The sequence below is a fragment of the Lentibacillus sp. L22 genome, assembly GCF_040812445.1.
GTDB classification, from domain to species: domain Bacteria; phylum Bacillota; class Bacilli; order Bacillales; family Amphibacillaceae; genus Lentibacillus_C; species Lentibacillus_C daqui.
Window position 1 is genome coordinate 1 of record NZ_JBFNXI010000027.1, and the last position, 21,671, is coordinate 21,671.

18 protein-coding genes and 1 pseudogene are annotated in these 21,671 nt (G+C 41.7%); 15 read left to right on the plus strand and 4 right to left on the minus strand.

Features of this window, described 5'->3' with window-relative positions; all coding sequences use genetic code 11:
- Positions 1-173 precede the first annotated feature (173 nt).
- The 11 genes from ABRT01_RS12015 to solA all read left to right on the plus strand — a co-directional run bounded on the left by ABRT01_RS12015 (position 174) and on the right by solA (position 11,174).
- Positions 174-1,727: an acyl-CoA carboxylase subunit beta gene (locus ABRT01_RS12015; protein ID WP_367747413.1), complete on the plus strand. Its 1,554-nt coding sequence runs from the start codon at positions 174-176 to the stop codon at positions 1,725-1,727.
- A 33-nt stretch (positions 1,728-1,760) separates the two neighbouring features.
- A complete protein-coding gene (locus tag ABRT01_RS12020; protein WP_367747416.1) occupies positions 1,761-2,954 on the plus strand; it encodes a class I adenylate-forming enzyme family protein in 1,194 nt (397 codons plus the stop codon).
- Positions 2,921-3,475, plus strand: coding sequence for an AMP-binding enzyme (locus tag ABRT01_RS12025; protein ID WP_367747419.1), 555 nt, complete (start codon positions 2,921-2,923; stop codon positions 3,473-3,475). Before ABRT01_RS12020 ends, ABRT01_RS12025 begins: the two co-directional genes overlap by 34 nt.
- 178 nt (positions 3,476-3,653) lie before the next feature.
- A complete protein-coding gene (locus tag ABRT01_RS12030) occupies positions 3,654-4,376 on the plus strand; it encodes a GntR family transcriptional regulator (RefSeq protein WP_367747422.1) in 723 nt (240 codons plus the stop codon).
- A 90-nt stretch (positions 4,377-4,466) separates the two neighbouring features.
- A complete protein-coding gene (locus tag ABRT01_RS12035; RefSeq protein WP_367747425.1) occupies positions 4,467-5,579 on the plus strand; it encodes an NAD(P)/FAD-dependent oxidoreductase in 1,113 nt (370 codons plus the stop codon).
- A gap of 101 nt (positions 5,580-5,680) precedes the next feature.
- Positions 5,681-6,004 carry a (2Fe-2S)-binding protein gene (locus ABRT01_RS12040; protein ID WP_367747428.1) on the plus strand — a complete coding sequence of 108 codons (324 nt, stop codon included), beginning with the start codon at positions 5,681-5,683 and terminating at the stop codon, positions 6,002-6,004.
- The gene (locus ABRT01_RS12045; RefSeq protein WP_367747431.1) at positions 5,994-7,097 is read left to right on the plus strand and encodes an NAD(P)/FAD-dependent oxidoreductase; all 1,104 of its coding nucleotides are present in this window, start codon (positions 5,994-5,996) and stop codon (positions 7,095-7,097) included. The genes ABRT01_RS12040 and ABRT01_RS12045 overlap by 11 nt, the downstream gene beginning before the upstream one ends.
- Positions 7,098-7,427, plus strand: coding sequence for a (2Fe-2S)-binding protein (locus ABRT01_RS12050; RefSeq protein WP_367747434.1), 330 nt, complete (start codon positions 7,098-7,100; stop codon positions 7,425-7,427).
- Complete coding sequence (locus tag ABRT01_RS12055; protein ID WP_269410176.1) at positions 7,424-8,515, plus strand: NAD(P)/FAD-dependent oxidoreductase; 1,092 nt, start codon at positions 7,424-7,426, stop codon at positions 8,513-8,515. Before ABRT01_RS12050 ends, ABRT01_RS12055 begins: the two co-directional genes overlap by 4 nt.
- 64 nt (positions 8,516-8,579) lie before the next feature.
- Positions 8,580-10,010, plus strand: coding sequence for a sodium:solute symporter family protein (locus tag ABRT01_RS12060; RefSeq protein ID WP_367747438.1), 1,431 nt, complete (start codon positions 8,580-8,582; stop codon positions 10,008-10,010).
- A 33-nt stretch (positions 10,011-10,043) separates the two neighbouring features.
- Entirely contained in the window at positions 10,044-11,174 is a 1,131-nt protein-coding gene (gene solA, locus ABRT01_RS12065; protein WP_367747441.1) for an N-methyl-L-tryptophan oxidase, read from the plus strand.
- A 103-nt stretch (positions 11,175-11,277) separates the two neighbouring features.
- Here the strand turns inward: solA and ABRT01_RS12070 are convergent, their stop codons facing one another.
- The gene (locus ABRT01_RS12070; RefSeq protein ID WP_367747444.1) at positions 11,278-12,525 is read right to left on the minus strand and encodes an MFS transporter; all 1,248 of its coding nucleotides are present in this window, start codon (positions 12,523-12,525) and stop codon (positions 11,278-11,280) included.
- Between the two features lie 355 nt (positions 12,526-12,880).
- On the opposite strand from ABRT01_RS12070, the gene ABRT01_RS12075 reads away from it, so the two are divergent.
- The 3 genes and pseudogenes from ABRT01_RS12075 (at position 12,881) to ABRT01_RS12085 (ending at position 16,796) form a co-directional block, all read left to right on the plus strand.
- On the plus strand, positions 12,881-13,303 hold the full coding sequence (locus ABRT01_RS12075; RefSeq protein ID WP_269410172.1) for a MarR family winged helix-turn-helix transcriptional regulator: 423 nt from the start codon (positions 12,881-12,883) through the stop codon (positions 13,301-13,303).
- Positions 13,304-13,713: 410 nt separating this feature from the next.
- A pseudogene (locus ABRT01_RS12080) lies at positions 13,714-14,994 on the plus strand (NCS2 family permease).
- Between the two features lie 446 nt (positions 14,995-15,440).
- Positions 15,441-16,796 carry an Nramp family divalent metal transporter gene (locus ABRT01_RS12085; RefSeq protein WP_367747447.1) on the plus strand — a complete coding sequence of 452 codons (1,356 nt, stop codon included), beginning with the start codon at positions 15,441-15,443 and terminating at the stop codon, positions 16,794-16,796.
- A 354-nt stretch (positions 16,797-17,150) separates the two neighbouring features.
- On the opposite strand, the gene ABRT01_RS12090 is transcribed toward ABRT01_RS12085, so the two are convergent.
- Positions 17,151-17,492 carry a hypothetical protein gene (locus tag ABRT01_RS12090; protein WP_367747450.1) on the minus strand — a complete coding sequence of 114 codons (342 nt, stop codon included), beginning with the start codon at positions 17,490-17,492 and terminating at the stop codon, positions 17,151-17,153.
- Positions 17,493-17,629: 137 nt separating this feature from the next.
- Positions 17,630-19,168 carry a BCCT family transporter gene (locus tag ABRT01_RS12095; RefSeq protein WP_483308156.1) on the minus strand — a complete coding sequence of 513 codons (1,539 nt, stop codon included), beginning with the start codon at positions 19,166-19,168 and terminating at the stop codon, positions 17,630-17,632.
- A gap of 348 nt (positions 19,169-19,516) precedes the next feature.
- On the opposite strand from ABRT01_RS12095, the gene ABRT01_RS12100 reads away from it, so the two are divergent.
- The gene (locus tag ABRT01_RS12100) at positions 19,517-20,626 is read left to right on the plus strand and encodes an AbrB family transcriptional regulator (protein ID WP_367747455.1); all 1,110 of its coding nucleotides are present in this window, start codon (positions 19,517-19,519) and stop codon (positions 20,624-20,626) included.
- Positions 20,627-20,809: 183 nt separating this feature from the next.
- Here ABRT01_RS12100 and ABRT01_RS12105 read toward each other — a convergent pair whose 3' ends face one another.
- Complete coding sequence (locus tag ABRT01_RS12105) at positions 20,810-21,304, minus strand: hypothetical protein (RefSeq protein WP_483308155.1); 495 nt, start codon at positions 21,302-21,304, stop codon at positions 20,810-20,812.
- Positions 21,305-21,671 lie beyond the last annotated feature (367 nt).

Here is a 21,671-nt window from a genome sequence, read left to right on the forward strand (position 1 = left end):
ATAAAATGCAAGAATCCTGCTAAAAAGTAATTAATTTTAAATAATTTAGATTAAACTGTTTTGAAACCCCTTCCTAACGTTCCAGTCATTTCTATTCCAATTATTGCATATATATAAAACTACAAAAATACTATCCACTTGGTAAGTAAACGCACACATGGAGGGTTATGAAAATGTCATGGCAACCGGAAATAGACGAGCTACGGGAAAAAGAGCAGTTAGCCTATGAAATGGGTGGAAAAGAAAATGTGGAAAAGCATCGTTCACGAGGAAAATTGACGGCACGTGAGCGGATTGACCGTTTGCTTGACGATGGAAGTTTTCATGAGAAGGGTACTATTGCAGGTAAGACAACTTATAAAGATGGGAAACCAGTGGACTTTAAACCAGCCAATTTTTTGCTTGGCACTGGAAAAATAGAGGATAGAAAAGTAGTTATTGGTGCAGATGATTTTACCGTTCGTGGTGGTGCAGCGGATGGGGCAATTATTGGGAAACAAATTTATTCGGAACAGATGGCGCATGATTTGCAGTTACCGATTGTCCGGCTTGTAGATGGGACAGGCGGTGGTGGCAGTGTCAAGTTTCTCGATACGGAGGAACGAACCTATGTGCCGGTTAATCCAGCATGGGACTATGTAGTGAAGAATATGGGAAGGGTCCCGGTTGTTGCTGCTTGTTTGGGTTCTGTTGCTGGATTAGGTGCAGCGCGGGTCGCAGCTTCCCATTTTTCGATCATGGTTGAAGAAATTTCTCAGTTGTTTGTGGCTGGACCACAGATTGTTAACTATGGCGTTGGGCAGCATTTAACCAAAGAAGAACTTGGTGGTGCCCAGGTTCATCGTTCAAGTGGGGCAATTGATAATGTTGTCAAGTCTGAGGAGGAAGCCTTTGCACATATCCGGAAATTTTTATCCTATCTTCCCAGTAATGTATGGCAACTTCCGCCGACTTCAAGCGCTACTGATGATCGTAACCGTAAAGAAGAAGCACTCATTTCGGTCATTCCGAAAAACCGGCGAAGACCCTATAAAATTCGTCCAATACTGGAAATGATTTTTGATCAGGGCACCATTTTTGAAATGGGACGCTATTACGGTGGAGGTACAGTCACCGGATTTGCACGTCTGGATGGTCACCCGGTCGGATTTTTGGCTAATGATCCATTTGTCGGTGGTGGTGGTCTCACAGTAGAGAGCAGTGAGAAGATTGAACGATTTGTGGATCTGTGTGAAACCTTTCATCTCCCCATCGTTAATTTCGTTGATCAGCCAGGACTTGTAATTGGAATGCAAGCAGAAAAGAAAGGGACAATTCGCAAAGGTGTCCGTGCTATTGCGGCTATCTATCAGGTAACCGTACCCATGATTGAAATTATTCTTCGGAGGGTTTTTGGCGTCGGTGGTGCCGGGATGATTAATGGACATGGGTTGCATCTGCGTTATGCATGGCCGTCCGGGGACTGGGGATCTCTGCCAATTGAAGGAGGAATCCAGGTTGCATATCGACGGGAATTAGAGGCTAGTGAAAACCCACAAGCATTACTCGATGAATTAACAACCCGAATGGAAGGAGTTCGGTCGCCATTACGAACGGCTGAAGCGTTTGGTATAGAAGAAATAATTGACCCACGCGATACAAGACCACTGTTATGCGAGTGGATTGATGATGCATATGCGATTTTGCCGCAGCATTTAGGGACATCCAGCCACACGATGCGTCCGTAGCCGGATAATGGAATGAAAGGGGAAAAGAAAATAATGGTGATGCATTTTCACGAAACACTAGGAACGAATGAGGAACTGGTACCCAAGAAATTGGAGCAATGGGCAAGTGAAATAGGGGATAAAACGTTTATTTTTTATGGAGAAGCGAACAAATCAATCACTTATAAACGGTTTAATCAACTGGCTAATAGTTTCGCGAATCAGCTTATTGATAAGGGAATCCAAAAGGGTGATCGAATTAGTTTATTTTTAAAAAACCCATTGATCACAACGATTGCAATGTTTGGGATCTGGAAAGCAGGTGCTGTTTACTGTCCAATTAATTTCAACTATAAAGGAAAGCTGTTATCCCATCAGCTTCATGATACTAAACCAAAAATGTTAATTTCAGAAAGACAAATGGTACCGCTGCTTAACGAAATAGTATCGGAATTATCGCCACTGCCAGTGATTCTTCATGATCCAAAGGTAAATGATCATGACTATAAGGAGGATCTGGCCAATGTAGAACTAGATAGAACTTTTTCCGCCATTTCTTTTACAGAGTTTCTAAAAGGAAATTTGGATAACCCCGATATAGAAATCAGTTACGATGATACGGCAAACATCATTTATACATCTGGGACAACCGGGCCTGCGAAAGGTGTGGTGCAATCATATCGTTGGATCCATGGGTATACGTATATGTTCCGGGTTTTTAATAAACAGGAAGACGTCATTTATAATGATTTGCCCATGTACCACGTAGGCGGGGCGTTTGCATTAGTCGCTAGGGGCGCTTTTCTTGGTTGTACGGTTGCCCTTTGGGATAAATTCAGTCCTACTGATTTTTGGAAACGAATTGAAATTAGTAGGGCCTCTAACGCCATTTTGCTAGATGTGATGATTCCATGGCTGATGAATCAGAAACCAACGGAAAATGATAGGTATAACACATTAAATCGTGTGCACATGCAGCCGCTGCCAAAACATCATCACGAGGTGGCCAAACGGTTTGGTATTGATTTTGTTTCTGCAGGATTCGGCCAAACCGAGTCGGGAAACGGGTTTGTTGGAATCATTGATGAGTTGGCGAAGGGAGAAGGAACACCAAAAGAACTTTACAAAGGATATACTAAAGAAGAAAGTATTGCCATCGCGGAAGAATTAAACATTCCACTAAAAAAGGACAGGAGGATTTACCAAAAGGTTATATGGGTCACACCAGTCCGTTTTATGAAGGGATAATTCTTAATGAACGCGATGAGGAATGTAGTGTTGGTGAAACAGGGCAACTTGCATTACGACCACGTTTCCCACAGGTATTGTTCAAAGAGTATTTTAATGCCCCATCAGCTACATTAGAGGTAGTGAAGAATCTATGGTTTCATACCGGTGATGTTGGCTATAAAGGGGAAGATAACACCTTTTATTTTGTGGATCGGATGAAAGATGTGATTCGGCATAAGGGTGAAAATATTTCTTCCTATCAAATAGAAGATATGATTAATCAACATGAGCATGTCGAGGTTTGTGCGGCATTTCCTGTTCCTGCAGCAGAGGGGGATGAAGACGATATTGTCGTTTATGTTGTTCCCCAAACAGACGAAATCGATATGGAAGCATTAGATGAGTGGATCAAGCAAACTATGCCGAAATTTATGTGGCCGAAATTCATTTGTTCGATTCCAGATTTACCAAGAACAGCTACAAACAAAGTGGAGAAGTATAAATTAAAGGCGAAGTTTCAAATAGAACAAGGGGTGTGACTGCTTTGGAGGAAAGTGTCTGAAAAGATGTATTAATGGCGTATTTTAGTTATAACAGGAGCCTTTTTACAAAATCCCTTATTGACTTTTCCTCCATTCCAGGTATATACTGTTCTAAATTAAACAACTATTTTAAAGGTTATAATATTATATGAAATGCTATTAAAAGGAGAACAACATGAAAGTCGATAAAGCGCTATCTATACCTTTATATCAACAGGTTAAACAATATCTGCATGATAAAATTACCTCTGGCGAATGGGAGGTGGGGTATCAGTTACCATCGGAAAAAGAACTGGCTGCTCAATTTGGTGTTAGTAATATTACGGTTAAACGTGCAGTGCTTGAATTAGTTGATAATGGAAAACTCTATCGGCAAAGTGGCCGGGGTACCTTTGTTGCCCAGGAAGATGAAAAGGATATCTCGAAATTTGTTTCTATAAAAAATGAGGCGTGGGAAACGCATGATCATCCGCATAAAACATTAAGTTTCAAAAAAAAGATGGCCGGGAGTAAGATTGCAAAGTCATTAAAAATAAATAAAGCGGATCTTGTATATCAAATACACCGTGTCAAATTACAACAAAATAAAGCGGTTGCCATTGAATATTCCTTTATTCCGCAACTTTTGTTTCCTGATTTGCATCAGTCGGATCTTGAAAATGATTTGCTGTATAACATGATGCAAAAGAAATACAACATGAAATTGAATAAGGCGAAAGTTTACTTTTCCACCATTTTAGCGGATGCGTATGAAGCGAGTATCCTGAACATTCCAAAAGGGGAACAATTATTTGTCTTTGAACGGTATACATCGGATAAGCATGATAACATCGTTGAATATTCCAGATTTATCGTAAAACAGGATCAATCTCGGTTCTTTCTTGAAATTCAACTGTAGCTGGTGTAAAAGGATTGTCTGTCATATAGCCACATCAAGCAATAAAGAATATAAAAAAATCTATGCAAATATAGGGAGGTCTAAGATAATATGAAAATCGTTGTAATAGGTGCTGGGATTGTCGGTGCTAGTGCAGCTTACCATTTAGCAAGAAATAATCATGAAGTCACTCTCATTGATAAACAGCATGAAGGGGCTGCAACCGCTGCTGGGGCAGGGATTGTTTGTCCATGGGTATCCAGCGAGAAGGAAAAGAATGTCGATTGGTATCGAATTGCCAAGGAAAGTGCACGATTATATCCTCAATTAATCGAACAATTAAGGCAAGATGGGGAAGAAGAAACGGGTTATAAAAAAGTAGGTGCACTATGTGTAAGTGAAAACCGAGAAACATTACATACCATTGAAACGGAATTAAGAGATAAATATGGCAGTGCGCCGGAAATGGGCGATATTCAACGGTTAACAGCGAACGAAGCAAGAGAATTATTCCCGGCTTTACAGGAGAAATTGGAGGCTGTTTTTGTTCCTGGGGCAGCCCGGGTGGATGGACGATTACTCCGGGATGCCATGGTACGAGCTGCAAAAAAGCATGGAGCAAAAATTCTGTACGGTGAAGCGTCACTAGTACACGAACAGGATACGGTGACTGGGGTTCGGTTGAATAACGAAATCATCCATGCGGATACTGTCCTGATTGCGGCGGGGGCGTGGACACCTGCGTTGGTGAAGCCGTTTGGTGTTAATCTGAAAGTCGAACCACAACGCGGGCAAATTGCACATATCAAGCTGCCGAACACAGATACTTCTGATTGGCCGGTCATCTTGCCGGAAAGCAGCCACTATATGCTGGCATTTGATGATTCACGTATCGTTGCCGGGGCGACCAGAGAGACGGGTTCCGGTTTTGACTATCAAACAACGGCTGGAGGAATGCATGAGGTGTTAACCAATGCATTAGCGGTTGCTCCGGGGTTAAATAATGGAACAATGGAGGAAGTGAGAATTGGATTTCGGCCAATGGGTCCTGATATTCTACCTTTGCTCGGCACACTGGATCATGTGCAACATGTAGTCATAGCAACCGGTTTAGGCGCTTCCGGTTTAACGATGGGACCGTATGTGGGAATACTGGCTGCTTCACTTGCCTCAGGAGAAGATATAGCAGTCGATCTAAATGCATATTGGCCTGAGCGCGAATAAGGATGGATGTGGCACTCCATTGGATTAGTAGACATCCTAAGAAGATTGCTAACATAGAGATTATAATATTATAACATTATATTAATCAGGGAGGAGATTATATGGAAACTTCGACTTGTTCGATTACGAATAGAAATGAGGAGAAGGAAATATTCTTTTATTTTAACGGAAAAATGTTAAAAGCGAGACAAGGGCAAACAATTGCAGCCGCCTTAATGGCAAATGGTATAAAAAAATTCGGAATCAGTCGGAAGCTGCAGCAGCCAAGGGGGTTGTTTTGTGCTAATGGCAGGTGCTGCAGTTGCTTTGTTTCGGTCAATGATTTAGATCACGTCCTTAGTTGTATGACGTTGATAGAAGAAGGAGCAATCATTCACTCCAACGATGGGGATCCGGATGTAAGGAGAGAATTATATGGAGACTGATTTACTAATCATAGGTGGTGGGCCGGCGGGATTACATGCTGCTTATGTCGCTGCCTTACACGGTAGCAAAACAGTTATTGTCGATGAATCATTTTCCTTGGGAGGGCAGCTAAGACAGCAAACACAACAAATCAATCATCTTCCTGATCCACTTGAAAGTCAGACGGGGATAGCGCTGGCAGAGACTTTAACAAAAAGACTCGGAAATTTGGATGTCACTATTTTATTAAAACACACCATGATTGGAGCGTATAAAGACGGAAGAGTTGGTGTATCCAATGGAGAAAACACGATTCCCATAGCTGCCAAAAAAGTGCTTGTCACAACCGGTGCAGCGGAGGAAGCATTTGCTTTTCCGGGATGGACATTGCCAGGTGTCATGACGGTCGGTGCCGCGCAAATATTAATGAACCGTGAACATGTCAAACCCGGAAAAAATGCGATTGTCATCGGTTCCAATGATTTTGCTTTGGAAGTAGCAAAACAACTTGTTGAAAATGGTGTGTTTTTACAAGGAATTGTAGAAGCAAAGGATCGGTTGAAGGCCAGTAACAAAGAAACGGTACAATTTCTTGAAGCAGCTGGTGTACCCATTTATTTAAATAGCTCCATCATCCAAGCATCTGGTAATGGGGAAGTAGAGAAGGTTATCATCAGCCACCAAGAAGCAAACAAAGAAATGGACATTGACCTGGTTTGTATTGGAAAAGGGGTAACACCAATTTTAGAGCCAATGGAAATATTGGGCTGCGATTTCACCTATGAACAGGACTTGGGAGGCTGGGTGCCACAATATCATTTGACAATGGAAACGAGTCAATCATCTGTTTATGTGGCAGGTAATGCAGCTGGGATAACCGATATGGGGGCGATTCTATTAACAGCTGAAATTGCATCTGTCGGTGTCATCGAGTCATTGGGTGGATTAGACGAGGAAGCAGCAGTCTCGAGGAGAGAACAACTTTGGCAGCAACTTTGTCATCTGGAATCTACAAGTACATGTAAAGCGAGAATTCATATGATAAAGGCATCTCAAGGTGAAATGGATACACAATTGGCACAGCTTTTTGATATGTCTGGGGGAGGGATTTAAATGGATGATTCAACCATTATTTGTAAATGTGAGGAAATCAACGTCGCGGAAATTGAACAGGCCATTCAATCTGGTGCGCATACCTTTGATGATATTAAACGACTAACTAGATGTGGAATGGGACCGTGCCAGGCAAAAGTGTGTTCCAATTTGGTCCGACAAGTCCTTCGTGAATCACTACATAAACCTATTGGGAAAATTAGTTTGCCAAGAATGCGAATGCCGTTAAAGCCGACAAGAATTGCTGCTTTAGCTGGTCAAGAGGATTCTTCGAGTGTTATTTCCTTATTTGACGAAACGGCTCCAAAAGCAGGTGATGAGGAATCATGACAAACAAATATGATGTTGTTGTCATTGGAAGCGGTGTAGTAGGCAGCAGTATTGCATACCATTTATCAGAGAAGAAAGATAAGGAGATATTGGTTCTTGATCAATCCTATCCATTATCCGGAACATCAGGATCTACACAGGCATGGGTTTGGGTCCATAATAAAACACCGGCATGGTATGGAGAATTGAGTATGTTAAGTGCAGAGTTATATCCCTTTTTGGAGAGAAAAATTGGCGATGTGGAATATAAGCGTACAGGCGGAATTGCTCCATTTTTTAATGAAGCGGATCGGGAAAGTGCACGACGGCTTGCGGAAAAACAAGCAGAGGTCGGAATAGATATTGACGTATTGACACGTGAACAAGTACTGGAGAAAGAACCTGCTTTGTCCGCAAATATTGCCGGAGCAACCTTTAGTAAAATTGATGGGAATGTAAATCCATTTCGTCTAGTTGAGTTATATATAAAAGCGGCAAAAAAGAATCATGTCCAGTTTTCTTTTTACAACCCTGTTATGGATATAAAGCGAAACAATGGGATGTTTGAAATAACCACCGAAAAAGATGTTTTTATTGCAAAGCAAATCGTTTTAGCAACCGGACCGTGGACCAGGGAGGTTGGCAAACTATTAGGAGTGGATATACCGGTAAAACAGGTTCGGGGTCAAATACTGGTTACAGAACCATTGGCACCCTTAATCAAATATACCATTGCCGGGATGCGCCAGGCCGATAATGGTGAAATATTGATTGGCTATTCCAAAGAAGAGGTTGGCTATGACAGGAGGACAACATTAGACGTCATCCAGGATACGGCAAAAATGGCTGTTGATTATATACCGGCCCTGGCAAAAGCAAACATTGTCCGCTGTTTTGCAGGCGTCCGTGTGATTCCCAATGATGGCTATCCTATAGTGGGTCCGATCCCGACCATCGATAACGCTTATATTGCGGTGATGCATAGTGGGATTACCTTGTCACCTCTTGTTGGAACATTGATGACAGAACTTCTGACAGATGGGGAAACATCCATTGACTTAAAAAATTTGCAGCTTGATCGTTTTAATGAATTTAAATCATTTGTATAACAGATGAAACAGCATGATTTTCCACAGCTTTGACAAATAAAAATCAAAATTAAGGAGGCAAAAAATGAACGCAACGTTAGTCATTTTGTTAAGCTCGATTGTGGTCTTATCAGGTGCAGCAATTTTTTCTCTTTGGATCGGAAGGAGAACGAAAAGCAATGAAAATTGGGCAGTTGGAGGAAGGTCATTACCGATATATGTTGTAGCAGGAACCCAATTTGCTACTGGTGTTGGGGGTGGGGTGTTAGTCGCCCATATAGGAATCGGTTATAGTGCTGGCTGGTCAGCCGTAACCTATAATATCTTGTATTCTATCGGTATTATCATCCTGGTGCTCTTGGCTAATTGGTTAAAAGAACAAAAATTCACTACGATGCCGGAAATTTTCAAAAAGTTATATGGCGAGCATACAATCATGATGAGCATTGTTACTTTCCTGGCCGTTGTTGTGCCATTTGGGTGGTTGTGCACACAATTGGTTGCCTTTGGAAGCTTGTTTGCGGAAATCACAGGTATTAATTTCACATTGTTGATCGTATTCTTTGCAGCGATCAGTTTGTTGTTTGTGCTACCTGGTGGACTATCTTCTGTTGCCTGGACGGATTTTATATTTGGTTGTGTTATGCTTGTGATGACAGTGGTAAGTGGATTTTATATGCTTGATCTTGCTGGCGGCTGGTCTGAAATTACCTCGAAAGTACCGGGAAATATGGTGAATTTCCCAGAAGGACTTGGTGCTGTCGGAACAACAACAATCATTTTTTGGATACTCGCAATATTCCCCGGTGCATTGACCAACCAAATGTCTTATCAGCGGATCTACGCGGCTAGTAGTCCCAGTGTCGCCAAGAAAGGATTCATTATTGCCGCAATCGTAGGGGTGGTCAGTGGTATTTGGGCATCATTTATGGGAATTGCTGTTTATTCGATGAATCCAGATTTAAGTGATCCGGAAATGGCTTCGGGGTGGTTCCTGACCCAGATCCCACTTTGGTTTATGGCACTTTATGGGGCATTTATTATCGCAACCATTATGTCAACGGTGAGTAGTGCTGTGCAATCTGTTGTAGTGAACCTGACTACTGATATCTATCAGTCTTACATTAATCCCAATGCAAGCGATCGCAAGTTATTGGTGCTATCACGGCTACTGTCGGTTGCTGTCGTTGTTTTGGCAGTTTTATTGGCATTATACTATCCAAAAGCATTAGGCTGGCTTGTTGCAACATATGCCTATTCTGCCTCAGGCTTGTTAGTACCGATTTTTGGCGGGTTCCTTTTAAGAAAAACCAATCGATTGCGTGCGAAAAGTGCGATAGTAAGCATGTTTTTGGGGGTCTTGTGTTCAGCGATTGCACAAGTGGTTGATACAGATGTGCCTTATGTCGCTTTTGGTATAGCGGGTTCTTTAGTCGGTTTTATTCTATTCACTTATGTATTTCCTAATAAAGATAAGCTGGAACGTTCTGTTGAAGAAAAAGAGGTACAAATTTAATAGTCTGAATAAAATGAAAATGGGGTGTGTATGATGGATGCAGATGTAGCGGTAATTGGTGTAGGTGCAATGGGGAGCATGGCACTTTGGCAGCTTGCTAACAGAGGTGTGTCTGTTCTGGGATTTGAACAATTTGGCATTGGCAATGATCGTTCAGCAGCTGGAGGCGAATCACGGCTGTTTCGAACGGCATACATGGAGGGCAAGCAATATGTTCCGTTATTACAAGAAGCCAGACGACTATGGAGACAATTAGAGCAGGAAACGGGAAATACGTTGTTAACGCTGAATGGTGGTTTAATGATTGGCGATCCAAATACAGATGCGCTAAAAAATGTATTACAATCGATCGAGGCATTTCAATTAGAACATGAAATCATTCAGGGAGAAGAAGCGACGAAAAGATACCCGCAATATAGGTTGTTTCCAGAGGAAGTGATGATCCTGGATAAAAAAGCTGGATTCATCAGACCGGAATTAGCCGTTATTTCAGCCACTCGTCAAGCCGAAACAAACGGAGCAGTCATTCACAGATATGCAAAAGTGGAGGAAATTATTCCAGATAACACTGGGGTTACGGTTGTGGCTAATGGTCAGTCATACCGTGTCGGAAAGGTATTAGTAACCACCGGAGCCTGGACCAAAAAATTGATGCCGAAATGGAACACAAAAATAGAGGCAAGGCGTCTCGTATTAACGTGGTTTCCTGCTAAAAATATCGATCAATTTAAACCGGAAAATTTCCCGATTTTTGCTAGAATGAGAAAAGATTTTCGATTAACAGGTGCCCCAACACTGGATGGGACAATGGTCAAGGCTTCGAACACCAAGAATCCAGCCAATGTGCCAGATCCGGGTCAATTGGATCGAGATGTTTCACTGGATGAATTAAAAGAAGTTAGTGAATACGTGAAGGAACTAATACCGGGTCTTATTCCTGACCCCGTGCGAGCAAGTGTCTATATGGATGGTTACACAGTGGATGATCATTCGGTCATAGGAGAAGTGCCGGGGATGAATCATACGTTTTTAGTGAGCGGTTTTTCAGGGCATGGTTTTAAGATGTCTCCTGTTATTGGCTCGATTGCTGCTGATCTTGTGATTGATGGGAAAACAGAGCATGGAATTGAGCATTTGGATTTGGGGAGGAATTTGGTTTATTGAGCGTTACTAAATCCAGGAATACCTATGAACTTTGAAGGAGTGGTTAAACAGGTTTAAAAAAGCAGTGGACTTCCAACAAGAAGTTCACTGCTTTTTTTTTAGATTAATGCGCACCTTCCACATCATCCACATGCTTAATATGCTTATAATTACATACAATAACCAACACAGATAAAAATACAAACACAGAACCAACAATAAATGGTACATGTGGATTGAAAATCTCGGAAAGTTTTCCTGCTAAAAACGGAGCAACCGCACCACCCAAAAAACGCAGGAAGCTGTATGCGGCTGATGCAGTTGAACGCTCTACATCCGTTGCATTCATAACAGCTGTTGTGATCAATGTGTTATTGTTTCCCAACAAAGCACCAGCGATGATGACACATGTGATTAACAGCCATTGCGTCGATGTGAATATTCCCATTACCGCAAGCAAAACACCGAAAAGTAGAAGCACGAGGGACAATGATTTGACTGTACCGACATGCTGTTCCAATTTTGGCGCCGTGAATACAGAGGTGATCGCCAATAAAATACCCCATCCCAGGAATACAAAGCCTAATCCATGTTCATCCAATCCAAGGACGAATGGGGCATATGCCAATAATGTGAAAAAGCCAAAGTTATATAATGCAGCCGATGTGCCAAATACGAGCAATGAACGATGTTTCAAGGCCCGAAACGGATCAGCAAGCGATGTTTTTTTAGCCGGCCCCTTAGATGTTGCTGGTTGCGTTTTGGGCATCACGGTTATCAAAAAAATGAAGGCAAACACCATCAAAACAGCTACACCGAAAAATGGCCCGCGCCAGGACATCGCACCAAGCCAGCCACCTAGTAACGGCCCAATCGAAATGCCAAGTCCAATAGCGGCTTCATACAAAATGACCGCTTTAGCATTTCCACTGTTTGATAGAGTAGTAATAGCTGTTAATGCCGTTGCGACAAACAAGGCATTGCCAAGTCCCCAGCCACCACGCATTCCGATGACTTCCCAAACACCGCTTGAAGCTCCGCCAAGTGCAGAGAACAGCGCAATAATTACAATACCCAGAAGTAATGTACGCTTCATGCCAATACGCGATGTCAGGCTGCCCGTAACAAGCATAGCCACCGCCATCACAGCATTATAGCTGGTAAATAACAAGGTGACTTGACTGGTTGATGCATCAAGCTGTGTGGCAATTGCGGGCAGAATCGGATCCACAAGACCAAGCCCCATAAAGGCAATAATACAAGAAAAGAATACAGCCCAAACCGCTTTTGGCTGTTTTAAAAGACTAGGATCATCCTGGATACCGATATCCGGGACCTTTTCCAACGTTGCTTGTTGTGTTGCTGTTGACATAAATCATACTCCTTATGTTAAATTAAAAGTGACAAAATTGATTGTAACATACAACTAAATAATTGTATAGTGCAATTAGTTTAGAAATTTGTAAGGTGTGTAATTTCCATTGTGTGAATTTTGAAAGGGAAGTATTGAACGATGCTTGATGACTGGAGAAGCAGGAATTGACGGAGGGGAAACCATATGAGATTGGAAGAAAGCGACAGGAAGTTGGGATGGAACAACATACTTTTCGGAAGAGAACAACATCAATTGGGAAAACAATGTCCACTAACTAGATACCTGGAGTTACACGAAATAAACACTTGCGAAACATCTCCAATCTGGGTATCATGGGCTAAGGGGTGTGTCCATGGACGAAAAAACATTTAACATTATTCAGCGGGAGATTGCAACTTTTGTTCACCGGATTGTTTTATCGGAAAAACGTAATAACGAGTTGGATCGATCGACATATATATTACTTGGTTTATTACAAGAGCGGGGACCATCCAGTGTTAAGACATTAGCGGATGATTTGAAATTGGATGTTTCCACTGTTAGCAGGCAAGCTGCGGGAATGGAAAAAAAGGGACTTGTCACCAAATTGCCCAATCCGTCTGATGGCAGATCTTATTTTTACCAAATTAGTGATCAAGGTTCCATTGCTTTGGTTGAAAATCAGAAAACGAGATCAGACCACATCAGCAAGGTGCTTGAAGGTTGGTCTGACGAAGAAAGCGCTGCATTTGGAGAACTGCTGAAAAAATATAATAAAACGGTAGAAAAACTGTGATGATTTTTGCCAGGTCAATGGCGCCATCACGGTTTTTTTATAAATAATCAAATGTGGCCGTTGACTTTGTAAAAGCATCATGAATAGGCTGGTAATTTGTTATATAATAATCTTACAAGTGCTTGTTCAAAAAGGAGGATAAAAAGCGTATATAATAGAGAGGATTCCATTTCCGTGCATGTTTTGGATAACCTGATGATTGATTTGACGATGATTTTTCCTGAACGGGAAGAATAGGGTTTACGCCTTGTTTGGATTTTTAAAGTGAAACAGTGATAAAGGTTTTCCAAATAGAAACAAAAACTTACCTATTGACAAAACGTTTTTCTTTACTAAAATATAGATTATATGTGGCTCCAATCGTATAAGGAGCGGGGCGGGCGAGGGAAAACTGAATAGAAGGAATAAACATGAAGGGAGACCTGTTTCAATTAAAGCAACATGAGACAAGTGTAAAACAGGAAGTAACAGCTGGGTTAATTGGCTTTTTCACCATTGTTTATATTATTGTCGTTAATTCGCTGATATTATCGGAGGCGGGCATTCCATTGAAAGGGGCGATGTTGGCTACCATTCTCACCTCTTTTACCGGATGCTTAATCATGGGTTTATGGGCCAATGCACCGATCCTGGTCGTTCCTGGAATGGGAATTAATGCCATGTTTACCTATACACTTGTCGAATCTATGGGGCTTTCCTGGCAAGAAGCACTGGGAGTAACCGTCATCTCCGGTCTGATTTTTATATTAATCTCATTTTCTTCATTGACCACAGTGATTAGTGATGCGATACCGGATGCATTGAAAGAGGCAATTAATATTGGGATCGGATTTTTTCTAATGTTTATTGGTCTCGAAAATGGCCGTCTCATTGAACGGGGTAGCACATCCATCATTGCCCTGGGTGACTTTAGCGATCCTCAAGTGTTGGCGACTATATTAACATTAGTCATTGCTTTGGTTTTGTTCATTCGGAATGTGAAGGGAAACTTTCTTTGGACTATTTTTGTTGGCATCATTATTGCAGCCTTGTTTGGGATTATACCTTCGGGGTCGAATGGGTCCTTTTCACTGCGGGGCTACCGTGAAGTATTTGGATCTTTTTCATTGGCAAATTAGGCATCATTACCATTTCTCATTGCCGTTTTTTCGATAACGATGGTTGTGATGTTCGAGAATATTGGTACCATTTCGGGGCATTTGGCTTTGGCTAAGCAGCCACGGAAATTTAAAAAGGCATTTCAAGCAAATGGTATTTCTGTCATGCTTTCGGGTATTTTCGGAACCAGTCCAACGGTATCAACTGCTGAATCTACTGCAGCCATTGCAGCGGGAGGACGGACAGGGCTAACGACAATCACTACAGGTATTTTATTTTTAGTCACTACTTTTTTCATTCCATACATTCATATGGTTCCTGCTAATGCGATTGCACCGATTTTAATCATTATAGGTGGTTTAATGGTGCAAAATATCAGGCATTTGGATTTTAGTGATTTAACAGAAGCCTTTCCTGCAATTTTCATTATGATCATGATCCCGTTCACGTATAGCATTGCAGATGGTATTGCCATTGGATTCATTATGTATACAGTTTTAAAATTCGCAACAGGTCATGCAAGGAAAGTTTCATCCGCGTTCTATATCATTGCTGGTTTATTTTTGTTGAATTTTATATTTCAATTTACTTGATAAGAATAAGTCTCCGGAATTTCGGAGGCTTTTTATCATGGAGTATTCATAAAAATATAAGCTAAAAAACTTTCTAATGTAAGATACTTGAAAAAAAACAGCTACCGGGTATAATATAAAAAAATAATGAAAGTGTAATTCTACATTCAACATATCGTTGGTGAATACATTTGTTTGTGGAAATAGGGGATAGTAAGGATTCTTAAAGAGGATGTTCAAAAAGTCCGGTAAAAATGACACGTCGAATTTCGTCGTTGGCTTGCTTTTCCGCTCCTCATGTACCTTTTATGTACACTCCGGTGCTCAAAGCTACGCCGCCTAGAACTTCTCGGTCCTTTTTATCCTCCTTTTTGAACACGCACTTAAAGGAATCATAATTTTTTTGGTGAATTGTTTCCCTTGGTAAACTTACTTAACTAACGGCATGTTTTTAAAAGGTGACTAACATGGATAAAACGCGTAATTCGTCTAATGAACATGGATGGTTAAAACACAGTTCCAATATAAGTTTGGAAGAAGTTAATAATTCTGTTTCTATTCCGGAAAATGCTGGCTTTTGGCGCAAATTCTTGGCGTTTGCCGGTCCGGGGTCATTGGTGGCTGTCGGGTATGTTGATCCGGGGAACTGGGCAACTTCTATTGCCGGGGGAACCCGATTTGGCTATACACTATTATCGATTATCTTAATTTCCAATTTAATGGCGATGTTATTGCAAACGCTGGCTGCTAAACTTGGCATTGTCACTGGACGTGACTTGGCCCAGGCGACACGTGATGCAACCGGCAAGAAAACAGCGACCATTCTTTGGCTGTTAACTGAACTTGCGATTATTGCCACAGATCTGGCGGAGGTAATCGGGTCGGCCATTGCTTTGAATTTATTGTTTGGCATTCCATTATTATGGGGCATTTTGATTACCACACTGGATGTTTTATTGCTTCTGTTACTGCAGCGAAAAGGGTTCCGGATTATTGAATCAATAGTTACTGTACTAATGGCCACCATCTTTTTTATCTTTGTATTTGAAGTGATTGCATCCAAGCCGGAAATCTCGGCATTACTTGGAGGTTATATTCCAAAACCCGAGATTGTGGTGAATCCTAATATGCTGTTTATTTCACTCGGTATCTTGGGTGCAACAGTGATGCCGCATAACCTTTACCTGCATTCATCGATTGTGCAAACGAGACAATATAAACGAACGGAAAAAGGAAGGAAAGAAGCCATTAAATTTTCCGTAGCCGATGCGATTTTTTCTTTGACGATTGCCTTTTTAATTAACTCGGCTATCCTTATTCTCGGCGCATCAGCCTTTCACGGAACCGGGATTCAGGTTTCAGAAATCGAGGAGGCTTATAAGCTGTTAAGTCCAACAGTTGGTATCGGGATTGCCAGTACATTATTCGCTGTTGCTTTGTTGGCATCAGGGCAAAACTCCACGATTACCGGAACACTGTCCGGGCAAATTGTCATGGAAGGTTTTGTTCATATGCGGATCTCGCCATGGCTGCGTCGGGTGATTACCAGATTGATTGCGGTTGTTCCGGCCTTTGTCGTCACATGGATTGCCGGATCCCGCGGGACAGCGGATTTGCTGCTGTGGAGTCAGGTCGTCCTCAGCCTGCAGTTGCCATTTGCTGTTGTACCGCTCGTATTATTTACCAGCAGTAAAAAGAAAATGGGGCAGTTTGCCAACAGCAACATGATAAAAACACTCGCCTGGATATGTACAGCAGTGATTATCGTACTGAATGTATTCCTCGTTGTTTATATTTTGGTAACAGGTCATGATTTAGGATAGCACAGGCTAGGTTGAACAGGAAACTCGATCGAGTGGGGCGTGAAATCGATTGAGAACGAGGAAAACCGATCGAACCGGGCATAAAATCGATCGTGAGCACAGGAAAATCGCTCGAGCATGGAGCAAAACCGCTCAAGCTGGAAACGAAATCAATTTTGAACACAAGGAATTCAGTCGAACGGTCCTTGATGGTGGAGAAGCCCTCTGTTTCTGTTCCCTGGTATATATGACAAGGAACAGGAACTAGCAAATCCAAATAAAACAAATCAAGCCTTCACTTTCCTTATGTTCTCATTGCGAGGAAAGTGGAGGCTTATTTTTCTTTCATGGAAATTTTACAGCATGAGGTAGTTTTTATTGCTGTAAGGTCAAGTTACGAAGTTTTTTTTCGTGCTGGAGAACCTTAGTTGATAAGAGATCGGTTGTGTCCTGGTTTTCGGTCAAATCAACCCTTATACCATCTACCTTTTTTTCTAGGTTCTCAAAGCGTTTATCGACTTGTTCAAAGCGTTTATCAACTTGTTCAAAGCGTTTATCAACACGCTTAAACCCGTCATCCATTTTCTTTTCCAAATTTGTTTTCATCTGATCCATTTGTTTTTCCAAATCTGTCTTCATCTGATCCATTTTTTTGTCGATGTGTGCCGAGTGTAGTTCCAGAGCTTTTATGATTTCTTGAAATCCTGATTCTTCCATATTTATCACCACCTTCTATTAAATCTATTATATAAGATTAAACGGTTTTAGGAAAGGGTGAAAATTATCCGGGGGCATCCGCAAATGGATTGAGCCCCCGCTTTTTCAATGCTCCCGAAATAAACGGGATGCTTATCCTATTGCGCCTTTTCGTGAACAGCATGACTCTCCGCTTCTTCCGTGTCCAACTGTTCCTTGGCAAGTTCCCGGCATACATGTGGGGCGGTCCAGAAAGTGGTCAGCATTAACAGGGATACCGGCACTGCCGTCACGACAATAAAGGATTGCAGCGAGTCAATACTATCCTCGCCGATGGTTAATAATACAGTTGCGACAAGACCCATAATCAGTGCCCAAAATACACGCATCGTTTTAGAAGGATCACCGTTTCCAGTAATTGCCATTGAAATCGTCAGTGAGATGGAATCAGTCGTGGTTAAGACAAAGACAATCGTTGCTAACAGGAATAAAAATCCTAGTATGGTTCCAAACGGCAATTGATCTGCAATAGCTATCATTGCTGCAGGTGGACCATCACTATTTAATGCTTCGGATATCGAACCGGGGTGTGTGATCTCTCCAAAAATTCCTGCTCCACCAACAACAGTGAACCAAAACGTTGTTATAATTGGGGCAATGACTGCGACTGCTGTAACGATTTCCCGGATGGTCCGCCCACGGGAGATCCGACTAACAAACATGGCCATCATCGGCCCATAGCCAATAAACCAGGCAAAGAAGAAGACCGTCCAGCTACCAAGCCATGCTTCATCACTGCGGAAGGTATTCAGTCGGAAAAAATTTTGTATATATAGACCGAATGACTCCAGATACGAATCAAAGATAAATAGTGCCGGACCTAATATCAGGACTGCTGCCATAAGAATGACTGCCAGAATAGCATTATAACTACTTAAAATTTGAATCCCTTTATGAATCCCGGTTGCTGCAGATACTCCGGCTGCCACTACGACTACAACAATGATTAACATTTGCATATAAATATTGTTAGGCATTCCAAACAAGGTACTCAATCCATAGCTTGCTTGCAACCCTAGAAATCCGATTGGCCCGATCGTTCCAGCAGCCACGGAAACAATGGAAAAGGCATCAATAAACGTTCCAAGTGCGCTTTTTTGCATAATTTTTTCACCGAAAATTGGATAAAGCAATGCTCTTGGTTTTAAAGGTGCCCCGCGGTGATAGTGGGCGTACATCAAGACAAATGTGCCAAGGGTCCCAAGAATAGCCCAGGCAAGAAATCCCCAATCGACAAAACTGGAAGCCAACGCTGGGGAGACGGCTTCTTTACTACCAGCATCAATACCAGAGAAATGAGGTGGTACTGTTATAAAGTGACTCAATGGTTCAGCAGCAGCCCAAAATACGCCACCTGCTGCAAGTAATGTACATATAATCATAGAAATCCATTTAAAATAGCCGATTTCCGGTCGATCCAGTTTTCCCAATCGTATCCGTCCAAATTTTGAAAACCCCAAAAATAAGGCGATAAGAAATGTTCCCATCATCAGCACCTGGTATATGGATCCAAAATATTTCGCGGAAAAGTCAAACAGATAGTTCACCAGATTCGTTACTAACTCTTGATTGATCCATGCCAGAATCACAAAAGCAAGCAAGGCACCTCCACTAACAAATAATACTGGTTTATCCATTGCTTGATCATGCTTACTTAATTTCTTCAAAAGTTAATCCTCCTAGTTTTCAGCTTATCGTAATCCTATAAAACAATAAAAAAATCTCACAACCCAAAACACTGCCCATCTTTTTTATATTCGGTAGCGTTTTGTTTGTATGTGAGATTTAAAGATATCATTAAATTAGCATACAGCATGTTAGGATACAGCGTTTGAAAAGAGCTGTCAAGACCGGAAATGATAAACGATTTCCTTGTCCTTCCCACCACTCAGCGGTAAAATGGATATATTGGTTTTTAAAACTCCCAATATGCGGGCTTGTTGTTCAGCCGGCATCATTTTTTTGCCAAAGGGAGGTTGGAACATATGCAACATCATGATTCTATTAAAATAAAACATTTCATCCTAACGCTGATAACCGCTGTTATTGGCGGTGCGCTTTTTAAATTGCTCCATATCCCGGTTCCGTGGTTGCTTGGGCCAATGGTGGCGGGGCTCATCGGTACCAATGTATTGAAGCAACATTATTTTTGGCCAACTGGTATTCGCGATGCAGGTATGATGATTGTTGGCTATACGATCGGTTTATCGATGACACCAGTCGCTTTGCATGCCATGGCGCTTCAATTGCCTACCATGCTGAGTATGACAGTGATCTTGTTACTTTTTTGTTCGGGGATTGCATATGTCGTATCGAAACTTTCTGATAGTGACTATAATACAACGCTGTTAGGTAGTATTCCGGGTGGGCTGACACAGGTAATTATGCTGGCAGAGGAAACAGAAGGCATTAACTTGGCAGTGGTGACGGTCACACAGGTGATTCGGCTGATGATGATTATTATCATGATGCCGCTGCTGGTTACATTACCAGTGTATAACGACGGAGCTGCAGGAAACGCATCGACTGCGGTCAATACAGTGACTGCGAGTTGGAGCGGTTTATTTCCCGGTTTGCTTTTGTTCGCAGTAGTAAGTATTGTACTAACTTTTGTAGGAAATAAAATACACTTTCCAACGTCCTTCTTGTTGGGGCCTGCAATTGGTACAGCCATTCTTCAGGCATTTGGTATAGAGGGACCGCATTTACCACCGGTTCTTATTAATATGTCACAGTTGATGATCGGTATGCATGTTGGCTTGATGCTGCAAACCGATCAAATCCAGCGGAAAATGCGGACAATTGGTTTGGCGATTGGCAGCGGGTTGATGCTTTTACTGGGATCGTTGGTTTTGAGTGTCGTATTAACAAAAATTCATCCAGTATCGAATGCAACGGCCTTGTTAAGCCTGGCTCCCGGGGGTATGGATCAAATGGGAATCATTGCCCATGAGATTCATGCGGATTTGTCGATGGTTTCCGGCTATCAACTGTTTCGCACTTTTTTTATTTATTTTGCTGTCCCGCCATTGGTGAAGTTGATATTTAAAATGATGGACAGGAGAAAAGCAGCGCAGCAGAATGGACATGCATGACATTATTTTTTGAAGAAGTGTGTAGGGGAGTGTGCTAGAATCTGAACCCTATTTTCGATAAACAATTATTAGTTTGATTGCTCTTTATACCATGGGGAAACCAAGGGCTCAGAAGGTGGTAATATGCACTCCCGCCTCATACTTGTTTTATTAGAATGTTTTAATGTGGGGATGGAAAGGTTATTATTTTTCTTCCTTCCATTCAACATCATGTTCTTTTGCCAGTTTATCGAGTTGATGTTGGTAGTCGCGAAAATTCTTTTTGGCATCATCCAACATGCCATTTGCCTCTTCAATCGCATCCGCATCCTGATCTTCCAGGGCATGCGCAATTTTGACAAATGCATTGTATTGTGTATCCGCTCCCTGAATAATGAGCTCATGGATCTCCCTAAGTTCATCGGTTTCAACGTGTGTATTGTTTAACTCACTAATGAATTCATTGTAAGTAGGAATGACATCATCGACCAATGTTGCATACATCGTCTCATCATCCGTGTAGTTTTGTCCGGTAACCTCGTTGTAGGCAGAAACAGCAGTATCTTCTAGCTCATGTGCCTTAGTCATTTCTTCATTTGAGTAACTAAGTATGTCGTCCTGAATGGGATCACTAAAACAGCCTGCTAATAAGAACACAAAAACAAATGAAAAAAGTCCGGTTAACACCTTTTTCAACATCTCACCTCCCCATTTTACATTCATATGCTAAAATGGAAGTCCAGGTTTACAAGAGAATACAAGTAGGAATGACCGCTTTAAAAGTGTGCTATTTACCATGCATAGTTAATCGAGAGTAGAGGAAAGTTGATCGAGAACACGCAAAAGTTGATCGAGCGGAGGGGAAAGTTGATCAGGAACACATAAAAGTTGATCGAGACAGGTATAAAGTTGATCCGGAAGCATACCCAAGCTCGTCATCCTATAGTAGGAAACGCTAGCATGCACGAGTTAATTCTTCATTCAACAATAGGTGCGCATATGGCATTCTGCGAACAATAAAAGGTGATGTGCTTTAAAACATCACCTTTTAAAAGTCTTTTCATTG